The 20182-nt window shown below is 43.3% G+C and carries 17 protein-coding genes; 11 read left to right on the forward strand and 6 right to left on the reverse strand.

All coding sequences use genetic code 11. The features are described from left to right. The first annotated feature begins 73 nt into the window (after positions 1–73). The gene (locus FHS24_RS08075) at positions 74–880 is read left to right on the forward strand and encodes a tRNA threonylcarbamoyladenosine dehydratase (RefSeq protein WP_183620826.1); all 807 of its coding nucleotides are present in this window, start codon (positions 74–76) and stop codon (positions 878–880) included. Between the two features lie 21 nt (positions 881–901). Next, entirely contained in the window at positions 902–2737 is a 1836-nt protein-coding gene (locus tag FHS24_RS08080) for a GAF domain-containing hybrid sensor histidine kinase/response regulator (protein ID WP_227671740.1), read from the forward strand. A 171-nt stretch (positions 2738–2908) separates the two neighbouring features. Here the strand turns inward: FHS24_RS08080 and efp are convergent, their stop codons facing one another. Then, positions 2909–3481: an elongation factor P gene (gene efp / locus FHS24_RS08085; RefSeq protein ID WP_183620517.1), complete on the reverse strand. Its 573-nt coding sequence runs from the start codon at positions 3479–3481 to the stop codon at positions 2909–2911. A gap of 174 nt (positions 3482–3655) precedes the next feature. Between efp and epmB the strand changes: the two genes are divergently transcribed. From epmB to FHS24_RS08125, 8 genes are all read left to right on the forward strand, one after another. Then, positions 3656–4663 (forward strand): EF-P beta-lysylation protein EpmB, encoded by a 1008-nt coding sequence (epmB, locus tag FHS24_RS08090; RefSeq protein ID WP_183620519.1) that lies wholly within the window; start codon positions 3656–3658, stop codon positions 4661–4663. Positions 4664–4996: 333 nt separating this feature from the next. Beyond that, entirely contained in the window at positions 4997–6802 is a 1806-nt protein-coding gene (locus FHS24_RS08095; RefSeq protein WP_183620521.1) for a hypothetical protein, read from the forward strand. A 285-nt stretch (positions 6803–7087) separates the two neighbouring features. After that, entirely contained in the window at positions 7088–9196 is a 2109-nt protein-coding gene (locus FHS24_RS08100) for an EAL domain-containing protein (RefSeq protein ID WP_183620523.1), read from the forward strand. 289 nt (positions 9197–9485) lie between these two features. Beyond that, entirely contained in the window at positions 9486–9941 is a 456-nt protein-coding gene (locus tag FHS24_RS08105) for a c-type cytochrome (RefSeq protein WP_183620525.1), read from the forward strand. Positions 9942–10017: 76 nt separating this feature from the next. Next, on the forward strand, positions 10018–10977 hold the full coding sequence (locus FHS24_RS08110) for an AAA family ATPase (protein ID WP_183620527.1): 960 nt from the start codon (positions 10018–10020) through the stop codon (positions 10975–10977). A gap of 89 nt (positions 10978–11066) precedes the next feature. After that, on the forward strand, positions 11067–12128 hold the full coding sequence (locus FHS24_RS08115; protein ID WP_183620529.1) for a DUF58 domain-containing protein: 1062 nt from the start codon (positions 11067–11069) through the stop codon (positions 12126–12128). Positions 12129–12133: 5 nt separating this feature from the next. Beyond that, complete coding sequence (locus tag FHS24_RS08120) at positions 12134–14449, forward strand: transglutaminase family protein (RefSeq protein ID WP_227671741.1); 2316 nt, start codon at positions 12134–12136, stop codon at positions 14447–14449. A gap of 67 nt (positions 14450–14516) precedes the next feature. After that, positions 14517–14804, forward strand: a complete 288-nt coding sequence (locus FHS24_RS08125) for a DUF4031 domain-containing protein (protein WP_183620533.1) — start codon at positions 14517–14519, stop codon at positions 14802–14804. A gap of 81 nt (positions 14805–14885) precedes the next feature. On the opposite strand, the gene FHS24_RS08130 is transcribed toward FHS24_RS08125, so the two are convergent. Together FHS24_RS08130 and FHS24_RS08135 are read right to left on the reverse strand one after the other, a co-directional pair. Continuing rightward, a complete protein-coding gene (locus tag FHS24_RS08130) occupies positions 14886–15404 on the reverse strand; it encodes a DUF302 domain-containing protein (protein WP_183620535.1) in 519 nt (172 codons plus the stop codon). 156 nt (positions 15405–15560) lie between these two features. Next, on the reverse strand, positions 15561–16469 hold the full coding sequence (locus FHS24_RS08135; RefSeq protein WP_183620537.1) for a LysR family transcriptional regulator: 909 nt from the start codon (positions 16467–16469) through the stop codon (positions 15561–15563). A 195-nt stretch (positions 16470–16664) separates the two neighbouring features. On the opposite strand from FHS24_RS08135, the gene FHS24_RS08140 reads away from it, so the two are divergent. Beyond that, complete coding sequence (locus FHS24_RS08140) at positions 16665–17789, forward strand: S-(hydroxymethyl)glutathione dehydrogenase/class III alcohol dehydrogenase (RefSeq protein ID WP_221185037.1); 1125 nt, start codon at positions 16665–16667, stop codon at positions 17787–17789. A gap of 72 nt (positions 17790–17861) precedes the next feature. On the opposite strand, the gene FHS24_RS08145 is transcribed toward FHS24_RS08140, so the two are convergent. The 3 genes from FHS24_RS08145 to FHS24_RS08155 all read right to left on the reverse strand — a co-directional run bounded on the left by FHS24_RS08145 (position 17862) and on the right by FHS24_RS08155 (position 19749). Beyond that, on the reverse strand, positions 17862–18110 hold the full coding sequence (locus FHS24_RS08145) for a DUF2164 domain-containing protein (RefSeq protein WP_183620539.1): 249 nt from the start codon (positions 18108–18110) through the stop codon (positions 17862–17864). 205 nt (positions 18111–18315) lie between these two features. Then, entirely contained in the window at positions 18316–18984 is a 669-nt protein-coding gene (locus tag FHS24_RS08150; RefSeq protein WP_183620541.1) for a DsbA family oxidoreductase, read from the reverse strand. Positions 18985–19194: 210 nt separating this feature from the next. After that, complete coding sequence (locus FHS24_RS08155) at positions 19195–19749, reverse strand: carboxymuconolactone decarboxylase family protein (protein ID WP_183620543.1); 555 nt, start codon at positions 19747–19749, stop codon at positions 19195–19197. Between the last annotated feature and the right edge of the window lie 433 nt (positions 19750–20182).

Consider the following 20182-nt stretch of genomic DNA (forward strand, 5'->3'; position numbering starts at 1 on the left):
TTTAGCTAATCTAGATATCATTGCTACTAATGAACATCATAATGAACAGCAACTTGCTTCTGTAAGCGCAGATATGGCTGACGATGCCGCTGAGCAGTATGAGCGCCGCTTTAAAGGCACACAAACGCTCTATGGCGCATCTGCTGTCGATACCTTTGCTGCAGCGCATGTTTATGTGATTGGTGTTGGTGGGGTTGGTTCATGGGCAGCAGAAGCATTGGCACGTACAGCAGTTGGCACTATTACTTTGATTGATTTGGATGTGTTGGTGGCCTCTAACGTCAATCGTCAGCTGCCGGCGTTGGACAGTACCTTTGGGCAAAGCAAAATTGCAGCAATGGCAACCCGTATTCGTGAGATTAATCCAAAAGTCACCCTACATTTGATTGATGATTTTTTGACCCCTGAGAACGTCGCTGAGTTATTACCCAGTCGCGAGCAATCTAAAGCAGTGGCGCAAAAAAATCCGGTTGTGATTTTAGATTGTGTCGATGATATGAATGCCAAGCTTGCGATTTCATTACATTGTCGCTTTAACAAGTTAAAATTGGTTTGTGCTGGCGGGGCAGGCGGTAAAATAGATCCAAGCCAGATTAAGGTAAGTGATTTACGCGACAGTTATCAAGACCCGTTATTGGCTAAGCTGCGCAATAAGCTTCGCCACGAAAAAGGTATTAATAGCGCGATGAAGGAAAAATTCGGTATTAAGTGTGTCTATTCGACAGAGCCACCGCGCGTCGATAAAAGCTGTCAAACAGGCGGCTTGCACTGCGGTGGTTATGGCTCAGCGGTAGTCGTTACCTCAGTAGTCGCGATGCTGATGGTCAGTGAGGCATTACAATTATTGCTTAAGCAGGCGGCGGTTAAGCCAAGTGCCTAATACGAATTAATGGAGTCCATTTTGTCTACATCCAACGTGCCAAAAAACGATTATCCCATCGCAGCAGATGACGCTGAGCGTATCAATCGACTCAAAAAATATCAGGTACTGAATGATAATGAGGAACCTGCTTTTGCACGCTTAACAGAGCTTGCCAAACTGTTTTTTAATATGCCGATAGTCACCATCACTTTTATGGATGAAGACACCCAATACTTAAAATCGAGTCATGGGCTTGGCGGTGTTTGTACGACAACGCGTAAAGTGGCGATTTGTAACTATACTATACTCTCAGATAAGGTTTTTGTTGTCCCTGATTTAGCGGCCGATAACCGCTTTAATCAAAACCCTTTAGTCACAGAATCACCGCATCTACGTTTTTACGCCGGCGCGCCGATTATCATGCATGAGGACGGTAAAACATACCGTTTGGGATCTTTATGTTTGATGGATGTAGAGCCGCACCATGAGTTTACGGATAAGCACGCAGAGCTATTGGCACAGTTTGCGATGATGGCCGCCGATGCTTTGCAGCTACAAGATCAGCAGCGTCATGCTAAACATGCCAATGAGATGAAATCTGAGTTTTTGGCCAATATGAGCCATGAAATACGCACGCCGATGAATGGGATTATCGGTATGGTTGAGATGTTAAGCGAAACCAAGCTGAGCGCCGAGCAGCAAGAGTATATTGATAATATCAAAGTCTCAAATGAGCATTTACTGGCGATTATTAACGGTATTTTGGATTTATCAAAGGTTGAATCGGGCAAGATGACTATCGACTCTATTCCGATGAACTTATCGAGTCTATGTAATGAAGTGGTGAGCTTATTTGCGGTTAAAGCCCGCCAGCGTGGCTTGATTTTAGACTACCATTACACCGAGTCATTGTCGCCATATGTCAAAGGCGATCCCGTAAGACTTAAGCAAATCATGGTTAATCTGGTCAATAATGCCATCAAATTTACCCGCGAAGGCGGTCGGGTTACGATTGATGTTAAGCACATGGAAAATAATCCTTGTGATGATAAACAGGGTGATTATGACTCTAGCTGTCATGAAGACGGTTATTTAGGAAGTCATATATTAGAAAGCCATGTAGAGCAGGCCTCTCATTACGATACCGGTGATAAGAGTTTGGTCAATCATCAAGATATGACGCTTTGTATTGAGGTTACAGATACGGGTGTCGGCATTAAACCTGAATCATTAGAAGCGATATTTGATGCTTATGATCAAGCTAATAAATATACACATCGCCTTTATGGTGGGACGGGACTTGGCTTGTCTGTTTGTAAGTCGTTGGTAGAGTTGATGGGCGGCTATATTGAAGTAGACAGCGCCGTCGGTATCGGTACAACCTTTACTGTATTACTGCCGTTACCGACTATCGATGAGGCCGGTTATGAGACATGGCAAGACGAAAATGACTTTACCATGGCAGCGCCAAGTCATGAGCTTGTCGGGCATATCTTGTTAGTCGAAGATGATAGCGTTAATGCTATGATTGCCAAAAAATCACTTAATAATAGCGGCCATACGGTCACTCATGTCGGGGATGGGCAACAAGCAATTGAGATTTTTTCTTTAAATCCTGAGCTCTATGATGTCATTCTGATGGACCATCATATGCCCATTATGGATGGCGTCCAGGCAACCATTAAATTGCATGAGCTTTATGACCCACAAGCACTGCCACCTATCATCGCCTTGACTGCCAATGCGATGGATGGCGAGCGCAAAAAGTATCTTGATGTGGGGATGCAAGATTATTGCACCAAACCATTCAAACAAGAGCAGCTTAATGCTCTAGTGCAGTACTGGCTAATGCATAAGCAATCGATGGAAGAGTAAATATTTTGTTTAAAATTAAGTCTAATAGATAGGAATATTTTTTAGCCTTGTTTTCTTATGCTGGTTTTAATGTCAGTTATTAATAAATGCTATAGAGCATTCGGCATTAAAAAAGCTTAACCACTTATGAGCGGTTAAGCTTTTTTTATCTTTAATAAAATATAAACATGCTTAGCTAACGCGCGTTTGGTAATCACCGGTACGCGTATCAACACGAACCACTTCACCTTGCTGAACAAATAATGGTACACGTACCACAGCGCCTGTCTCTAGCTTGGCAGGTTTGCCGCCGCCACCTGACGTATCACCACGGAGACCAGGATCAGTTTCAGTGATTTGCAGTTCAACAAAGTTCGGCGGTGTTACAGATAATGGCACGCCATTAAATAAGGTAATGGTACAAAGGGCGTTACTGTTGTCTTTTAGCCATTTTGTCGCATCACCAATCGCGGTTTTGTCAGCTTGTAACTGCTCAAAACTCTCAGGGTGCATAAAGTGCCAAAACTCACCGTCGTTGTATAGATAGTTCATTTCGGTGTCTAAGACATCAGCCACTTCCAAGCTCTCGCCTGATTTAAACGTTTGCTCCAATACCTTGCCGCTACGAAGGTTACGCAGCTTAACGCGGTTAAAAGCTTGGCCTTTACCAGGTTTGACGAACTCGTTTTCAAGAATGGCACAAGGGTTGCCATCGAGCATGACTTTGAGACCAGCTTTAAATTCGTTAGTAGAAAAACTTGCCACGGAAGACTCCTAAGGGTTGTAAGTATTATCATCACTAATTGGATGTGGGGTTTGGGCCTTGCTGCGCTAAAATCGCTTATGATGCTTAGTGCTTTATGAATAATTCGTACGCTTTGATAGCTTGCGCACTAAGAGCGTATAATATCGGCTTTTGGGCACAGGTATAAGGTTGTCATGATAAACCATTTAATCACACAAAAAAACTGGCAAACGCAATTATCCGAAGCGATAACCTCTATTGATGAGCTGCTTGGGCTTTTAAAGCTGGAATCACTGCGCTCAGAGGTTTATATACCTGAGCACTTTCAGCTGCGTGTACCGCGCGCTTTTGTGGCAAAAATGACGGTCGGTGACAGTGATGACCCTTTGCTTAAACAAGTATTACCCAATAAAAAAGAGCAAATCGCTGTCACCGGTTACGTGGCCGACCCCTTAAGCGAGAGTACGCACAATCCGGTTAAAGGCTTATTGCATAAGTATCAATCAAGAGTATTGTTAACAATTACTGGTGCCTGTGCGATTCATTGTCGTTATTGCTTTCGCCAACATTTCGACTATAGCGCCAATATGCCAACCGCCGATGCCAAAGAGCATATTATCGACTATATCAGCGCCCATCCTGAAATCAATGAAGTGATTTTAAGCGGCGGCGATCCGTTAAATGTCACCAACAGGCGCTTGTTTGCCTGGCTGGATACTTTAGAGGCGATTCCACAGCTGACTACCATCAGGCTGCATACCCGTTTGCCATTGGTGATTCCAGCGCGCCTAGATGATGCCTTGTTAGATAGATTGTCGCAAAGCCGCTGCCAAATCGTCATGGTCATTCATTGTAACCATGCCAATGAGATTGATGCGCTGACCGCTGAGTACTTGCAGCGTGCGCGTGCGGCTGGTGTCACCTTATTAAATCAAGCGGTACTATTAAAAGATATCAATGATAGCGTGGCGGTGCAAACGGTACTCAATCAGCGCTTGTTTGCGGCTGGCGTGCTGCCATATTATCTGCATGTGTTGGATAAAGTGGCAGGCGCCGCTCATTTTGATAGTGATGTGCGCGCTGCTATTGCGCTTTATTGGTCGTTACTCGCCGTATTGCCCGGTTATTTGGTACCAAAATTGGTCAGAGAGATGCCAAATGAACCGTTTAAAGTGCCGATTGATATTTACAACGATGCTTAAAATGGGCAATATGGTGTATTTTAGTAAACAAAGAACGATTACAGCAGTTATTAATAGAGGCGCATCAGTGAGTCGTGTTGATTGAGTCGCTGACAGTGAGTTGCTAACAATAAATAGCTGCTAATGAATTAGCATTGATAAGATAAATAGTCAGCAAACAACCAAATAACGCAGCAGCCAGTACCAAATAAAGAAAAAACCACTAAAAAACAGTACTAAAAAATCGTTAATAGGTCAGGTAATAGTTATGTCTAAGGATAATGTTTCTGATGTAAATAAAGTATTAAACCTCCATAGACCTATTGATAACTTGCGTAATTACTAAGGATAGTAATGGTAAATTTATCGACGTTTCAACAATATTTAAGCGTTGATGCACCCTCATCTCGGACGTTAGCGAAATCGCTTAATTTAAAGAAGTCGCTGAATAAAGATGAGCCGCATTTGCTTAAATGGGCGGCGCGGTTGTCCATTCAAACAGAGACGCAGCAAATAGAGCAACTAGAAAAGGTACTCACAGAATTACGGTTGGCAAATATAGATGATCGCCAACGCCTGACATTACTTAATATTGTGCTGGAGGCAGCTAATAAGCTCATTGCGACGCTGCGCCAACACTATATATATGAGGTAGAGGCTTTTAATGACTATCAGCTCGGCTATGTGGCACAGGTAAAGTCGCTGTATTATCTGGTCATTATGGTATATGACGGGGTAATACAGCGAGAAATGGCCTTTTTAAAAGATAAAAAACTGCAAGCACCAAATGGTCTTTTACAGCGCTATCTTACTAATGAAAAATCATTAACAATCACATTAGCCATTGCTACTTACCAAACACTGCTGATGTATCAGAAGTTGCTGTTCGAAGACGCGCTTTGTTATCAAAAGCCAGCCGCATATTTGTGGTCTAATATAAATCAGCTCTACTATATGGCTTGCCAACAGCAAACCGTTGATATTGATTTGAGTTCCTATATTACGACCCACTGCGCGGATAATATTCATCGACTATATGATCAATTATGCCTACATAGCTTATTGAACGTACGCGCTATGCGCCGAGCCAATGTATTAATGGTGCAGCGTTTGCTCTTAGAGTGGAGCGAACATCTCGTCACATCCGTAGAGCCGCAGACTGAGACAAAAGTATTTGTTAATTTACACAGTGACAATCCTCCTACTTATTTGACCGCGCATTCTGTCATTAATCCCTACGACGCCCATCACGATTGTGTGTTTATAGAGTTGGCGCCGCTAATCGCCTATTTAAAATCACGGTCTCTCAAGCTCATCGAGGAAGGTCGAGAAGGGGTTGAGTGTTATTTACTGAACACTGTCGCCATGACATTGAGCTATCGCTATATCCAGCCGCCGTTGACGCTACCAATCAAACAAAGTGATAGGCAAGCGGTACAGCTTATTGCTGGGTTCAATCATATTCATTACCGACTGAGTAATGAGCAAGGCTTATCAAGCTTGATTGCGGCAAAATATCTGCCTGAGCATCAGCAACCTCGCTATGATACCGTTCCAAAAAACCAGTCTGCTTATAAAACGTTGATGGTAGAAACGTTTGATAGTAATAATGATTTGTCCCACTTTCGTACCTTGCGCTTGCTGTCAGATTCAGTGGAGCCAGCTATCAGTGCGAGCAGTGATGGAGAAAATACGCCTAAAGCAAAATATAGCGGCAATAAAGTAAAAGATATAGTAGAAATTGCAGAAAATGACGTACTGGCTTCTATCGAACCGCCGTCACTGCGAACTATGAGTCTTTTCTTATTATGTCGCTCTGATAATTTAGCTTCTGCTGATTGGTCAATAGGCGTGGTGCGCTGGCTCGATATGGACAGCGAAAAGCCTGAGGTTGACTGGCAAGTAATTGGCCATCAGCTGATATCTTGTGCTATTCGCCTGCAAGATAGAGACAGTCGCAGTCGACATTTTGTACCCGCTTTTGTCATCGGTGACGATGAGCAGCTACAAACTGGCTGTAGCCTCATAGTGCCGACCTCTTATTTTCAAGCGGGTGATAAAGTAATGATGCGTATCAATACCAAGCAAAAAACGTTGCGTTTAGTACGGCGTCTGCTAACGACAGATGAGTTTAGCCAATATGAAGTGGTGCAAATTTAAAGGGCTACTTATAAAGCATAAAATAACTTTACCACACTAAATTTTAACACTGAACGCTTAAGCTTTAAGATTGGGCTGAGCGTCTTTAATTCATCAGATTTATTCCATCAGAAATGGCATTATGATTGCAGCTTAATGGTAGCGATTCAGTGGCAGTGACTTAATAACTGTAATTAAATGAACAGCAATTCTATAAACAACACTTAGTGATTGTAACTTAAGCAGCAGTCGGTTAAATTATTGTCTATAATGACAAAACCGCTACTATGATTTAAAAGGCTTCCTATGCGTACTCAGTCCGTCTTAAACCTATTAGTAATCGATGACGATCAGCTTTACGCTGAACGACTGGTAGAATTACTAGGGTCATATTATGACAATGTGAACTTAGGTTTATTGGATGATAAAGAAGAGCTATTAAAATCGCTACGTCAATCATGGGATGTATTGGTTTTTGGTCAGGCTTATGATATGAGTTTTACTGACGTGGTTGGTGTCGTTCAAGAGCAGAGTATAGACTTGCCAACGATTTGTTTGATGAATAAGGAGGCTGCTGCCAACGCTCAAAACGAAGATGGCTTGCCTGCTGTGATGAATAGTACGATGGTTAAAGCCCTTTGCGTAGAGCAAGAGATGGCAGTCGTCATGGCGATTTGTTTGCAGCATGAGAGTTTACGCTGTCGTCAGCAGCTTAAAACTTTGCGTCATGTGTTGTCTGAAGCAGAACAACGCGCAAATGTTCTTATTAAAAACTCAAAAAGTGCGGTCGCTTATATTGACCAAGGGATTCATATTTTTGCCAATGACCCTTATTTGCAGTTGTTTGGTTTTGAGGCGATGAATGACATTATCGGTATACCTGTGATTGATTTGATTGCAGGGGGTGATAACGTTAAAGCTTTTAAGCAGTTTTTACGTCAGTTTGATAAAGGAAGTCGTAAAGACGTTGAGTTTAATTTTGAGAGCAAACGTAAAGATGGGTCTACCTTTGAGGCAAAATTACAGCTGGCCTCGGCAACTTTAGACGGTGAGCCGGTTACCCAAATTATTATTCAGCAAAACAACAGTAATAGCGCTGAAGTTGCGAAGCGTTTGGCTGAGGCTGAGCGTAAAGACAGCCTAACGGGTATTCATAATCGCCGCAGCTTTGAAGAGCAGCTCGCGGCATTATACCAACAGGCAAAACAGGGTGCGTCGACGGCAGGGTTATTCTATATTCAGCTTGATAATGTGGGTAAAATTAGAAGCAGTCTTGGTCTGCAAGGGATAGATGCCACAGTTAAGCAAGTTGCCTATGCTTTAGATAAGCTGGTAACAGATGAGATTTTAGAAGAAAGCCATGTAAGCCGTTTTAGTGATACTGTCTTTACCATCTTGGTGGAGAATCAAAGCACCGCAAATCTTGAAAAACTGGCTAAGAAAATTGGTTCAACCATCAGTGAGCTGTTTATCGAAGTCGATAAGCGTACGACGAATACCACAGCAAGTATCGCTATCGTTAAGATAGAAAAAAATACTCCTGAGCCTAGGGTGGTACTCGAGCGAGCGATAGATGCTATCAATCAAATTATGATTGAAACCTCCAATCATGGTGGTAGATATCATCTATATGATGCCAGTGAACATGCCAATAGTGATGATCATGCATTGGCCGAATCTTTGGTCGATGCGATTGCCAATAATCGCTTTGAGCTGTTGTTCCAGCCGATATATGACATTAATCATGATCGCAGTGATTTCTTTGAAGTATACCTGCGCCTACCATTGGCGGATGCGGACAATACGATATTGACGCCTGACCAGTTTATGGCAGTGGCCAAGGCGCATAACTTGCTTGAAAAAATAGACCGCTGGATACTCATCAATGCCTGTAAAAAAATCAATGACGTGCGTAAATCCCATCCAGAAGCGCGCTTATTGGTGCAACTGACCAACGCCTCTTTGATAGATAAAAAGCTGCCAAGTGTGGCCAGTCAATTGATCAACGCGGTGGGCGGTAAAGCGGGTGCATTAACCTTACAGTTTAATGAAAACGATATTGCTGACCATTTAACCGTCTCTAAATCTCAGTTTACCGCGCTTAATCAAGTAAACTGTCAGTTATGTATCAATAATTTTGGCTCGTCTGCTAAGTCTGTTGAGGTTGCCAATTTCGTGCAACCTGATATGGTGCGTCTAGCTCGTAGTTACGTGGAAGGAATTGATACCCCTGAAAATCTAGAGACAGTCAAATCGCTTATCGTCCGCACCAATGAGATTGGCGTCGATGTCTTGATGCCCTATATCGAAGATGCTGCGACCATGTCGGTTGCTTGGAGCGTGGGCGCGCGTTATTTGCAGGGTTTTTATCTCGAAGCGCCTAGCAATAGCATAAAAGTGGCTAGCGAGAGTTAAGCTATTATTTAAGCCTAAATCACAGTATAAATCCAAGCCTAAACCTAATACGTGAAAAATTTCAGGCAACTTGGCTTTAACTGGCAACTGAGCTTTAAAAGGTGATTGAATTTTAACTAAAGGCGAGCCAAACAACTTTTATGTTAGCAAAATCAGCAATTATTAATTTTTAGCAGTTACCCCTATATTTCCTACGCAGTGCTATGTGGGTGCATCCATCTTTGCCTTGTATAATGGTCGAGGTAGACGCATACATAGCCAATGCCCCTCAATTAAAGATTTCTACAACATGTCTATACTCAAAAAATATCAATTAAGCGGTATGTTTGCCGCTGCTCTATTGCTCACCTCTTGTGAGAAAACACCGCCTGACTATCGCGATCCTGTGACGTTGCCACTCTATACTGAGGGCGATGCCGATAATGGTGCGCTTATATATCAAGATGCTTGCGGTCAATGTCATCAGCTCAATCCTGGACTCAATAAAAAAGGTCCGCAGTTGATGAATATATATGGTGCCAAAGCGGCTGAGCTTACAGATTATACTTATAGCGAAGGGCTTAAGACATCTGGCTGGATATGGGATGCTGAAACGCTAGATACTTATATCGCTGATGCCGAAAAAGCCATGCCAGACTCGAAAATGCTATCAGACCCGATGCCAGATGCTAAAGAACGTACTGATGTGATTGCGTATCTATCAACGCTTCGTGCGCCGGTGCCAACGGCTGATGATATAAAGTAATGCCCGATTTAAACTTATTATTTGACATGACTATTTAAAATAATCATCACCATAAAAAATGAGCTAAGAATTGATAATGAACCATGCCGCCAATGACTATCCTCGCAACCAGCAAAAAATTGCTCATCTAATGACGCAGTTAAATCAAATCGTATTAGATAAACCGCAGGCTATCAAGTTAGCGCTGAGCGGCATACTGGCTGGTGGGCATTTATTGTTGCAGGATTTGCCTGGCATGGGTAAGACGACGTTGGCGCAAGGCTTAGCGCAATTACTTGGTCTGAGCTTTAGCCGCGTGCAGTTTACCAATGACATGCTACCAGCCGATATTCTAGGTATGAGTATCTATGACCAAAGCAAACTGCAGTTTGAGTTTCGTCCCGGTCCTATCTTTACTCAGCTATTGCTGGCAGATGAAATTAATCGCTCCAGCCCTAAGACCCAAAGTGCATTACTGGAAGCGATGGAGGAGCGGCAAGTGACGCAAGATGGACAGACTTATGCTTTGCCGCAGCCATTTTTTGTCATTGCTACGCAAAACCCATTGCAGCAAGCGGGCGTTTATCCATTGCCTGAATCGCAGCTAGATCGCTTCTTATTGTGTTTGTCGCTGGGTTATCCATCACCTGCCGCTGAGCGCGAGCTATTAAAAGGTCAAGACCGCCGCGAGCTATTAAAAGAGCTGCCCGCGGTGCTTGATACCCAAGCTGTATTATTAGCACAACACGGCGTCAAACAAGTGTATGTGGCGGATGTGGTTTTGGATTATCTGCAAAGACTGGTCGCAAAGACACGCGCAAGCTCTGAGTATCACGGTTTATCACCGCGTGGCGTACTGTCGCTACAGCGTGCTGCACAGGCTTATGCTTACGTGTCGGGGCATATGGAGGTCACGCCTGAAGATGTCCAAGCAGTGTTTGCTGCCGTCACCGATCATCGCCTCGGTCAGCGTTTTGTACCCGCGCATGTGACTGGTGGGCAAGCGACTCAGACCATTGCCCAACGCATTTTGGCAGAAGTAGCTGTTATTGTTTGACCATTTGTTTGCTCGTAATAGATTCACTTCCAAAGCTGCTCGTTTATTAGCGATAAGACTATTAACTTTAAGGTAAGGATAGGGTAGTCATGAGCCTTTTGCCAAAAGCCTTCACCGTACCAGCTACTTCCGCATTAAGCCGTTGGTTTGCCGCGCGGGCCCCAAAAAGCGATAGCGCCACGCTCAATTTGCGTAATGTCTATATCTTTTTTAGCCGCGAAGGGATGCTATATGCGGTGTTATTAATCATTACCTTTATCGCTGGTATCAACTATGGCAATAACTTGGTGTTGGGTCTGTGTTTTTATCTGGTCAGCGTTTGGCTTATCAGCTTTCATGTGACCTTTGCCCATATCTCAGGTCTTAAAGTACAGTTAATAAAAGTGACCATGGCAGAAGCAGGTGCGCCTGTCTGGGTGACCTTGCAGCTGATTAGTGAGAGCCGCCAACCAAGACGGCAGCTGTTATTTAGCTTTGAGCAGACTGACGGTAAGGTTAATAGCAAGGCTAATAATAAGACAGATAAAAAAGCCAATAAGAAAATCAAAAATAGCGCTAGTGCTCAAGAGTCGATACTGGTGACACGACTGCAAGCCGAGCAAGTGATTCGTTTGCCTGTACAAACGCACAGTCGTGGGCAGCTGACATTACCAAGATTAATTATCAAAACCGTTTATCCGTTAGGTATTATGCGCGCATGGTCTTATGTCTATTTTGCCCGTAGCGCTTGGGTGTATCCAAAACCTGAAGCCTTTGATTGGCAAGCACAGTATGCTGTTGCCAGTCAGGAGGATTTGCCAAGTGGCGGACAGACTAGGCAAGGTCAGGACGATTTTGAGCGGCTAGATAACTATATCGAAGGTGAGTCGCTGGCAAGGGTTTCTTGGGGTCATGTGGCGCGCGGTCAGGGAATGTTTACCAAGCACTTTGCCGATCCTATCAGTCATGAGCAAACGTTGGATTATGCTGATATGCCAGCGGCGCATCATGAACAAAAACTCGCACAACTGGCTTATGGCGTAGTGACATTAGGTGAGCTGGGTGTGCCATTTAACATGCGTTTAGCCGGCGACGCGCCTTCTGCTGCGACAATGGGTGACGGTAATGGCTTTGCACAAGCGTGCTTGCTAAGGTTGGCAAAAGCGCCATGACTAATATGAGCAATTCTAAAATATTTTTTTCAAAAAAAGCGGTAGATGCTTCTATTGGCTCTAACAAATCAGACTTTATAGACTCTGCAAGCTTTGAGCAGTTGGCTTTGGGTCAAAATATCAATGCTTATGCTGAGCATGGCGGTAATGATAAATGGTATCGTAGGCTACTCGCCTTACCAGCTTATTATTGGGTATTAATTGCTCAATTTGTCATTATCTTACCGCATGCGGCACACCTGCCATTATGGCTAATGGGTTTTTCTTTAATCAGTATTATTGCTCAGCTGCCCCGCGTAAAAGCGCGATTTAAAAAATTAGCACATTTAAAACGCGTCTATCAAGGCATGCAAATGCTGGGCTTCTTATTAGGGTTGACAGGTCTGTGGCTGACGTATAATACGGCGTTTGGACTGGATATGGGCGTGGCGTTTTTAGTGCTATGTCTCATTAGTAAGCTGTGGGAGTTGTATAAACGCCGTGATGCTTATGTGGTATTGAATTTATCATTGTTTGTCCTTGCCGCGCTTTTTTTGATGGACCAAGGTCTTGTGACGACGTTAGAAGTAATCGTCGGGGTGGTCATTGTCTTGTTGGCATTTATTGCTTTAAATGACGATGGTAATATTCGCGGTGACGGTCGCTTGCGTACATTAGGTTTGCTGGGTATCGGGGCGTTACCATTATTGGTCGTTTTGTTTTTATTCTTCCCGCGCTTGCCACCGCTGTGGTCAGTGCAGTTATCGGGTCAGCAAGCGACCACGGGTGTCTCTGATAGCATGTCGCCCGGTGATTTTGCCAATTTAGGACAATCGACCGAATTGGCTTTTCGGGTAGAGTTTGCAGATAACCGCCCGCCACAGCAACAGCTCTATTGGCGTGGTTTGGTCTTTAGCGACTTTGATGGAATTACTTGGCGTCCTAGCACGCAGCAACGACAATGGCAGCCTGCACTGCAAACACCGACATGGATAGAAAACGCCTTTGCAACTATCCCTGATGCCATAAAAGTTGCGCCTACCAGCTATGAGATTATCCTAGAGCCAACGCAGCAAAACTGGCTGTTTGGACTTGATTATCCTTTTGCGCAGCGCCAAGACGTTAGTATCACCTCAGACTTTACCTTATTAAAAGACCAGCCGGTTACCCAACAGCTTCGCTACGATGTATTGCAATTTGCACCGATGCGTATCGACCCTGTTCTGTCTGAGGAGTCGCGACGTCTAAATCTTACACTGCCCAATAAAGGTAATCCACAAGCACGAGCATTAGCGCAGCAGCTATTTGTTCAGTCAGACTCAGACCCAGTGCGCTACATGCAGTCGCTTGAGCGCTGGATTAATCAAACGGACTTTCGCTATACGCTATCACCGCCACGGCTGAATAATAACCGTATTGATGAGTTTTTATTTGAGACTAAAGCGGGGTTTTGTGAGCACTATTCTTCCAGCTTTACCTTTATGATGCGCGCTGCTGGCATTCCAGCGCGCGTCGTCGCAGGCTATCAAGGTGGCGAGCTGAGCCGCGGCGGCAATGTTTGGGAGGTGCGGCAAAAGGATGCGCACGCTTGGACGGAGGTTTGGCTTGACGGTCAAGGTTGGGTACGTGTCGACCCGACGGCTTTTGTTGCGCCTGAGCGTGTCGAGCAGGGGATGGATGCGCTGACGCAGGCACAAGGAGCGGCAATGTTCGGTGATGGCGCTAGTGCGCAAATCAGCTATCAGCAATATCAAATGCTACAGACCTTACGCCGCCTCTCAGATCAAGCAAGCTACTATTGGCAAAAAGATGTTGTTGGTTACGATCAGGACAAGCAAGCTGACTCGCTGCTCAAATGGTTTAATATCCACTCAATCATGCAGCAAATTATTTGGCTAGCAGCGAGTGCTATTACTGTCATGGTAATTTTGGTTTTTGTTATTTGGCAACGTCGCCGTAAGCGTTGGCATCCAGCAGACCTGCCACTTGCACAGTTATCAAAACGTATTGGTAAAAGTGATAAAGCGCTGGCTCGTCAAGAGAGCGAAGGACAGCTGGCTTGGCTTGAGCGCTTGGCAATAGCTGTCGATGACCGAAAAAATGATTCAAACACAGATACCAATACCAACACTGATACCAATGCTAAAAGTAGTAACAAGAGTCGTAAAGGTAGTAAGCTAACAGATAGCGGTGATTCAGAAATTGTCCAAGCAAAAATAATACAGATGAAGCAGCACTATCGTCAGCTGCGTTATGGACGTCTAAGTAGCCTTGAAATCAATGATAGTGAATACCAAACTGTGTTTAAAAAGTTTAAGAAAGATGCACGTGAATTATTTTAATGGCTGTTTTGTGAAAGCGTTATTTAGCACATGATAAAATGCTAAGGATAATAAATGAGGTGGCTCAATGGCGATATACGTAGATTTTATGCAGATAGAATTTAAAGGCTATAAATGGTGCCATATGCTCGCGGATACCTTGCAAGAGTTGCATGATTTTGCAGCGTTGATTGAAGTGGATAAGCACTTATTTCATCGTCATGCGAGTTATCCGCATTATGATGTCACCGTACAAATGCGAGAGACAGCAATTAAATATGGGGCTATTCCTGCTGGCCGAAAAAAGATTATCGAATGTGCAAAGAAGTTAAAAGTAGAGTTGCATGAGCAAATCGCACGCTCAGAGGATTGCTAATACGTTAATCCTCTGAAAATATAAAAAAGGTGGGAGTGCTTTTGCATCCCACCTTTTTTTATTCAGACTTGCATTTATAGCTTACTTTGCAATAGCTGCTTTACTAACGCCATCAAGGGCTTTTGCGATATTCGCTAACTGGGTATCGCAACCTTTCATATTATGACGATTTTTTAAATACTCAGGATTGTTATACGATAACCAAACTTTTTTATCAGCATCTTCACTGATGAGGATTTTTTGCGGCAGATCGATAGCGACGCTTTGCTCGCAATTCATCAATGGCGTACCGGCTTTCGGGTTACCAAACATAATAACTTGCGTCGGTCTTAATGTTAAATCGACACTTTGGGCGTTTTTCTGATGATCGACGCGCGCGAATACTTTCATGCCTTTACTTTCAATAATCGCCGCTAGCTTATCAGCAGTATCTTGAACAGAATGATTACTTTGCATCGTCACCAAACCCTTCTCAGCATTGATAGCAGTCATCGTTTCTGGCGTCGATTGCATCTTATCCGTCGCGCTTAAAATATTTTCAACATTGGCGCAAGAGGAAACAGCCAAAGCTAGGGCCGCAATAGAGATGATTTTAAGCATAAAAAGTCCTTTTTTATGGTGGTTGTTTATTCAGTGAGTGATGGCTGGCAACATCGAATATTCTTTGTGTGTCATAACATTGTGCGTAATAAACCGTGCATAGTAAAGCCTAGCATTGCAACACATCTCAAAGAGCTATTAAACCAAAGCGAACTACTAAACCAAACGCTCTGCGAGATAATCTACTAGCAATCGAATCTTTGGCGATAAGTGACGGTTGTGCGGATAAATAGCCCAGATACTTTCCTCTGGCTCTCTATAGTTATCTAATAAGCTAACCAACGCACCTGATGCCAAGTATTTTTGCACATAATAATCAGGTAGTTGCACGATCCCTAGACCTTTTAACGCCGCATCAACTAGGCTATGACCACTGTTATATTGCACTGTACCAGACACTCGCAGGTTTTTTTCTCTATCAGTATCCTTTTTAGAATCTGTTTTTTTAGAACCTGTTTCTTTAAAATCTATAAAATGCCAATAATCACGCGTGCCAAGTAAGCAGTTATGTTGGCTTAGCTCGGACAGAGTATTAGGCGCGCCGTATTTTTCGAGATAAGCGGGCGCAGCACAGACGAAGTTAGTACGACGGCTAAGTTTTTTTGCCATCATGGTCGAATCGCTTAATTTACCAATGCGAATTGCTAAGTCGTAGCCGCCATCTATCAAGTCGACTTTTTGATTGCTCAAAAAAGCCGTCACTTCGATATCACGATATTGCACCATGAAATCATTGACCAGTGGCAATAATTGCTGCTCGCCATAAGTGACAGGGGCGGTCAGTTTAATCCTACCTTGCGGTTTTGATTGTAAGTTGCTCACTGCTTGCTCAGCAGCATCCAAGCCATCGAGTACACCGCGGCAGTGCTGATAAAACACGCGGCCTTCTTCTGTCAGTGATACTTTTCGCGTCGTGCGATACAGCAGTTTAATATTTAGTCGTTTTTCTAAAGCGCTTATCTGCCGACTAACCTGCGCGGTAGAAATGCTCAATTCTTTTGCCGCCCGCGTAAAGCTCTCGTATTCCGCCACATGAACGAACTCGCTAATACCATCCCAACGCATGATTATTACTACTGTGTAAAAGATATTTGTAAATATAGCACATTGTTATCATTTCAGAAACGGCTATAATGGTCATTATAAAATCAAACTTTTTACAGACCGCAACAATGGTATCTTGCCTCTACTCAATAAGCACTATAAGCTAAATTGGTCTGCGTTTACTTAATGATAAAATCAATTAAAAGAGAGAATATTATGTCGGATAAATTTATCAAATCTAAAGCTGCCATTGCTTGGGGACCAAATGAGCCACTATCTATCGAAGAAGTGGACGTCATGCTGCCACGTAAAGGCGAAGTATTGGTAAAGATCGTTGCTAGTGGCGTTTGTCATACCGATGCGTTTACGCTATCTGGCGAAGACCCAGAAGGCGTATTCCCAGCTATTCTAGGTCATGAAGGTGGCGGTATCGTTGAGCAAATCGGCGAAGGCGTGACCAGCGTGCAAGTCGGTGATCACGTTATTCCTTTATATACTGCAGAGTGCGGCGTCTGTAAAATGTGTACCTCGGGTAAAACCAACCTGTGTTCAGCCGTACGCGAAACCCAAGGCAAAGGCTTAATGCCAGACGGTACCACGCGTTTTTATAAAGATGGTGAGCCAATCTATCATTACATGGGTTGCTCAACCTTTTCTGAATATACCGTATTACCAGAGATTTCTTTAGCGAAAGTCAATAAAGAAGCCCCATTAGAAGAAGTTTGCTTGTTAGGTTGTGGCGTCACCACAGGTATGGGCGCAGTGATGAACACCGCAAAAGTCGAAGAAGGCGCAACGGTTGCTATCTTTGGTTTAGGCGGTATCGGACTATCAGCGGTTATTGGTGCACAAATGGCCAAAGCCAGCCGTATTATTGCCATTGATATCAATGAGAGCAAGTTTGAATTGGCTAAAAAATTGGGCGCGACTGACTGCATCAATCCAAAAGATTATGACAAACCCATTCAAGAGGTTATCGTTGAGTTGACTGATGGCGGCGTTGATTATTCATTTGAATGTATCGGTAATGTCGATGTCATGCGCTCTGCGCTTGAGTGCTGCCATAAAGGGTGGGGCGAATCGGTAATTATCGGTGTTGCTGGCGCTGGACAAGAAATCTCAACCCGTCCATTTCAACTAGTAACAGGTCGCGTCTGGCGCGGCTCAGCATTTGGCGGCGTAAAAGGTCGCAGCGAGTTGCCAGGCTATGTTGAGCGTTACTTAGCAGGTGATATACCATTACAAGACTTCATCACCCACACCATGCCATTAGAGAATATTAATGAAGCCTTTGATTTGATGCATAAAGGCGAGAGTATCCGTACGGTTATTCATTTCTAAGAATCATTATTAATAACAGCGTGATAAAAAAGTGCCGTTCCTATTATGGAGCGGCATTTTTTGGTTTATCTTTTAGTCTTTTTTAAAGCTGTGCATATCTTCTAGCACTGCCGTGAATCTATCGTATAACCAAGGTTCAATATCATCAATCACTTGAGTATATAGATGTGGGCCTATGGTTTCGATAATAAAATCTAATAAAAACTTAGCGGGCAAATTACCAATATCGACATCAAACTCTGCACTCATATAATCTCTCAGCTTATCCAAAACGATTTCTTCTGCTTCATCTGATAAGGTGATCAGTTTATCTTTGCTCATATAAAACTGTCCTAATAGACATGCCAATGACGATGTCCAATGTTTAAACGTTTAAGTAATTACTGAAATTTAAATGATAGCTGAATGTTCAATAACTCTTAAATTAAGCAGTGCTCCTTTATTAATTTCAAAGAGCACGGTTAATCAAAAAGTGCAGCTTAATCGAAAATTATAGTTAATAAATTCCTGCGCTTATAGGCGATAACTACTCTTGCATAGTGGCCAATTGCTCTAAAATATTGACGTAATTTTCCACGCCTTGCGCGCCGCTAACCAAATGTCGCTCATTAAAAATCATTGCCGGTACACTTTGAATACCTTGCTGTTGCCAATGCTGCTCTTCTGCGCGTACCTCTTTAGCAAAACGCTGTTCTTCTAATACCGCGAGCGCCTCGGTACGATCAAGTCCTACTTCCGCTGCAATATCAGCAAGCACTGCATTATCAGAGATGTTTCTGTTATTGGTAAAGTGAGCGCTGAATAACGCTTGCTTTAAATCGTGCATACGTCCTTGTTGATTTGCCCAATGCAAAAGCTGATGCAGATTAAAGGTGTTGTGCATACGCGTGTCATCATTAAAGTTGAACTCAAAGCCAACTTCGCTACCCGCTTCCTTCAATCGAGTTCGGCTAGCATCAGATTCTTGTTTGCTTGAGCCGTACTTTTCCATAATATGCTCTCGCATATTTTGACCGTCGCTTGGCATATTGGGATTCAGCTCAAAAGGATGCCAGTGAATTTCATGCTCGGTATTGGTTTGCTCCAATGCTTGTGCCAGTTGGCGATAGCCGATGACGCACCAAGGGCAGACCACGTCAGATACAATATCTATGCGCAGTGGCTGCTCTGATGATAACTGCTTTGACTGTTCCATATGACCTCTCATTGTTATTATTTATGATTCTAACTGAAACCTATGGCTCTAATTGATACGTATTATCCTAACTGAGAAAACTGCTGCTCGAACATTTTCCGAACAACAGTCTTTTAGATAACAGTATAAAAACACCAAAGGGATTATTTCAACCCCAAATTGGTTGCTTCATTGGTCTGCGTCATTAATCAGCATCATTAGCCTGCGTCACTAATCAGCCTTGTGCCATTCAAACTTTTGGAAAGGCTTATCGATTGGCGTGTTGGCCAAGTGGTTAGTATAGTTGCTCATCACCTTTTGCGCAGCCGCAAGGACGACTTCTAGAATCTGGCGCTTGGTGAAGCCTGCATCCAAAAATGCTTGGACGGCGTCATCATCAACGTTACCACGATCACGGACGACAGAAAGCGTGAAATTACGCAGCGCTTCTAACTTATCAGTCGGTAGTGGTGTCTCATTACGTAATGCTTCGGTAATGGCATCATCCACTTTCATGCTTTTGGCAATGCCAGTATGCGCAGGAACGCAGTAATGACAAGCGTGCTCAACGTTGATGGTTTGCCAGACGACGGTGATTTCTTCGTCATTAAAGCTGCTGTCTAAAAACAACTGATGCAGACGTTGATAGCCTTCAAGCAATCCCGGCGCTTCTGCCATCACGGCATGCAAATTTGGAACCATGCCAAAGGCATTGATAGAAACGTCGAGTAGCTCTTTGCTATCTGTTGGTGCGCTTTGCTTGTCGTGTAATGTAAATTCGGTCATACAAAATCCTTAGCATAACTATTAACTAGTTATTGTTTCATTATTAAAGTATATAGCTTAAACCTCTTAAAATGACGAATTATTTGAGTGATTGCTCAATTTTATTCGTTGTAACTCTCTAAGTAGGTCAACTGCAACCACTATAAACCATTTTGAGCGAACGTTCAATTTAAATTGAGTGATTGCTCAAAAATAGTATCAAGTATGATTATTTGAATGTTATTGCACTGTTGGCTGAGGTTAGCAAGTCTTGTTTATTTTCTTCATTATGAACTTCGATTATACATTGGCCTATAGTGGTGTCAGGTAATCTTGGTAATATTGTGACAATTATAGGTATAACCATGGAATCATCAGTTATCAAAAAGTTACTTATTATAGAATAAAGCATTTTAAGCGTAAGCCACTGATGGAATAACAACACTTTCATTAC

This window comes from Psychrobacter luti, assembly GCF_014192115.1.
GTDB classification, from domain to species: Bacteria; Pseudomonadota; Gammaproteobacteria; order Pseudomonadales; family Moraxellaceae; genus Psychrobacter; species Psychrobacter luti.

Coding starts and splice junctions, on each gene's coding strand:
- FHS24_RS08075 (WP_183620826.1), top strand. CDS start 74: ATGGCTGACGATGCCGCTGAGCAGTATGAGCGCCGCTTTAAAGGCACA.
- epmB (WP_183620519.1), top strand. CDS start 3,656: ATGATAAACCATTTAATCACACAAAAAAACTGGCAAACGCAATTATCC.
- FHS24_RS08095 (WP_183620521.1), top strand. CDS start 4,997: ATGGTAAATTTATCGACGTTTCAACAATATTTAAGCGTTGATGCACCC.
- FHS24_RS08100 (WP_183620523.1), top strand. CDS start 7,088: ATGCGTACTCAGTCCGTCTTAAACCTATTAGTAATCGATGACGATCAG.
- FHS24_RS08105 (WP_183620525.1), top strand. CDS start 9,486: ATGTCTATACTCAAAAAATATCAATTAAGCGGTATGTTTGCCGCTGCT.
- FHS24_RS08110 (WP_183620527.1), top strand. CDS start 10,018: ATGAACCATGCCGCCAATGACTATCCTCGCAACCAGCAAAAAATTGCT.
- FHS24_RS08115 (WP_183620529.1), top strand. CDS start 11,067: ATGAGCCTTTTGCCAAAAGCCTTCACCGTACCAGCTACTTCCGCATTA.
- FHS24_RS08120 (WP_227671741.1), top strand. CDS start 12,134: ATGAGCAATTCTAAAATATTTTTTTCAAAAAAAGCGGTAGATGCTTCT.
- FHS24_RS08125 (WP_183620533.1), top strand. CDS start 14,517: ATGGCGATATACGTAGATTTTATGCAGATAGAATTTAAAGGCTATAAA.
- FHS24_RS08130 (WP_183620535.1), bottom strand. CDS start 15,404: ATGCTTAAAATCATCTCTATTGCGGCCCTAGCTTTGGCTGTTTCCTCT.
- FHS24_RS08135 (WP_183620537.1), bottom strand. CDS start 16,469: ATGCGTTGGGATGGTATTAGCGAGTTCGTTCATGTGGCGGAATACGAG.
- FHS24_RS08140 (WP_221185037.1), top strand. CDS start 16,665: ATGTCGGATAAATTTATCAAATCTAAAGCTGCCATTGCTTGGGGACCA.
- FHS24_RS08145 (WP_183620539.1), bottom strand. CDS start 18,110: ATGAGCAAAGATAAACTGATCACCTTATCAGATGAAGCAGAAGAAATC.
- FHS24_RS08150 (WP_183620541.1), bottom strand. CDS start 18,984: ATGGAACAGTCAAAGCAGTTATCATCAGAGCAGCCACTGCGCATAGAT.
- FHS24_RS08155 (WP_183620543.1), bottom strand. CDS start 19,749: ATGACCGAATTTACATTACACGACAAGCAAAGCGCACCAACAGATAGC.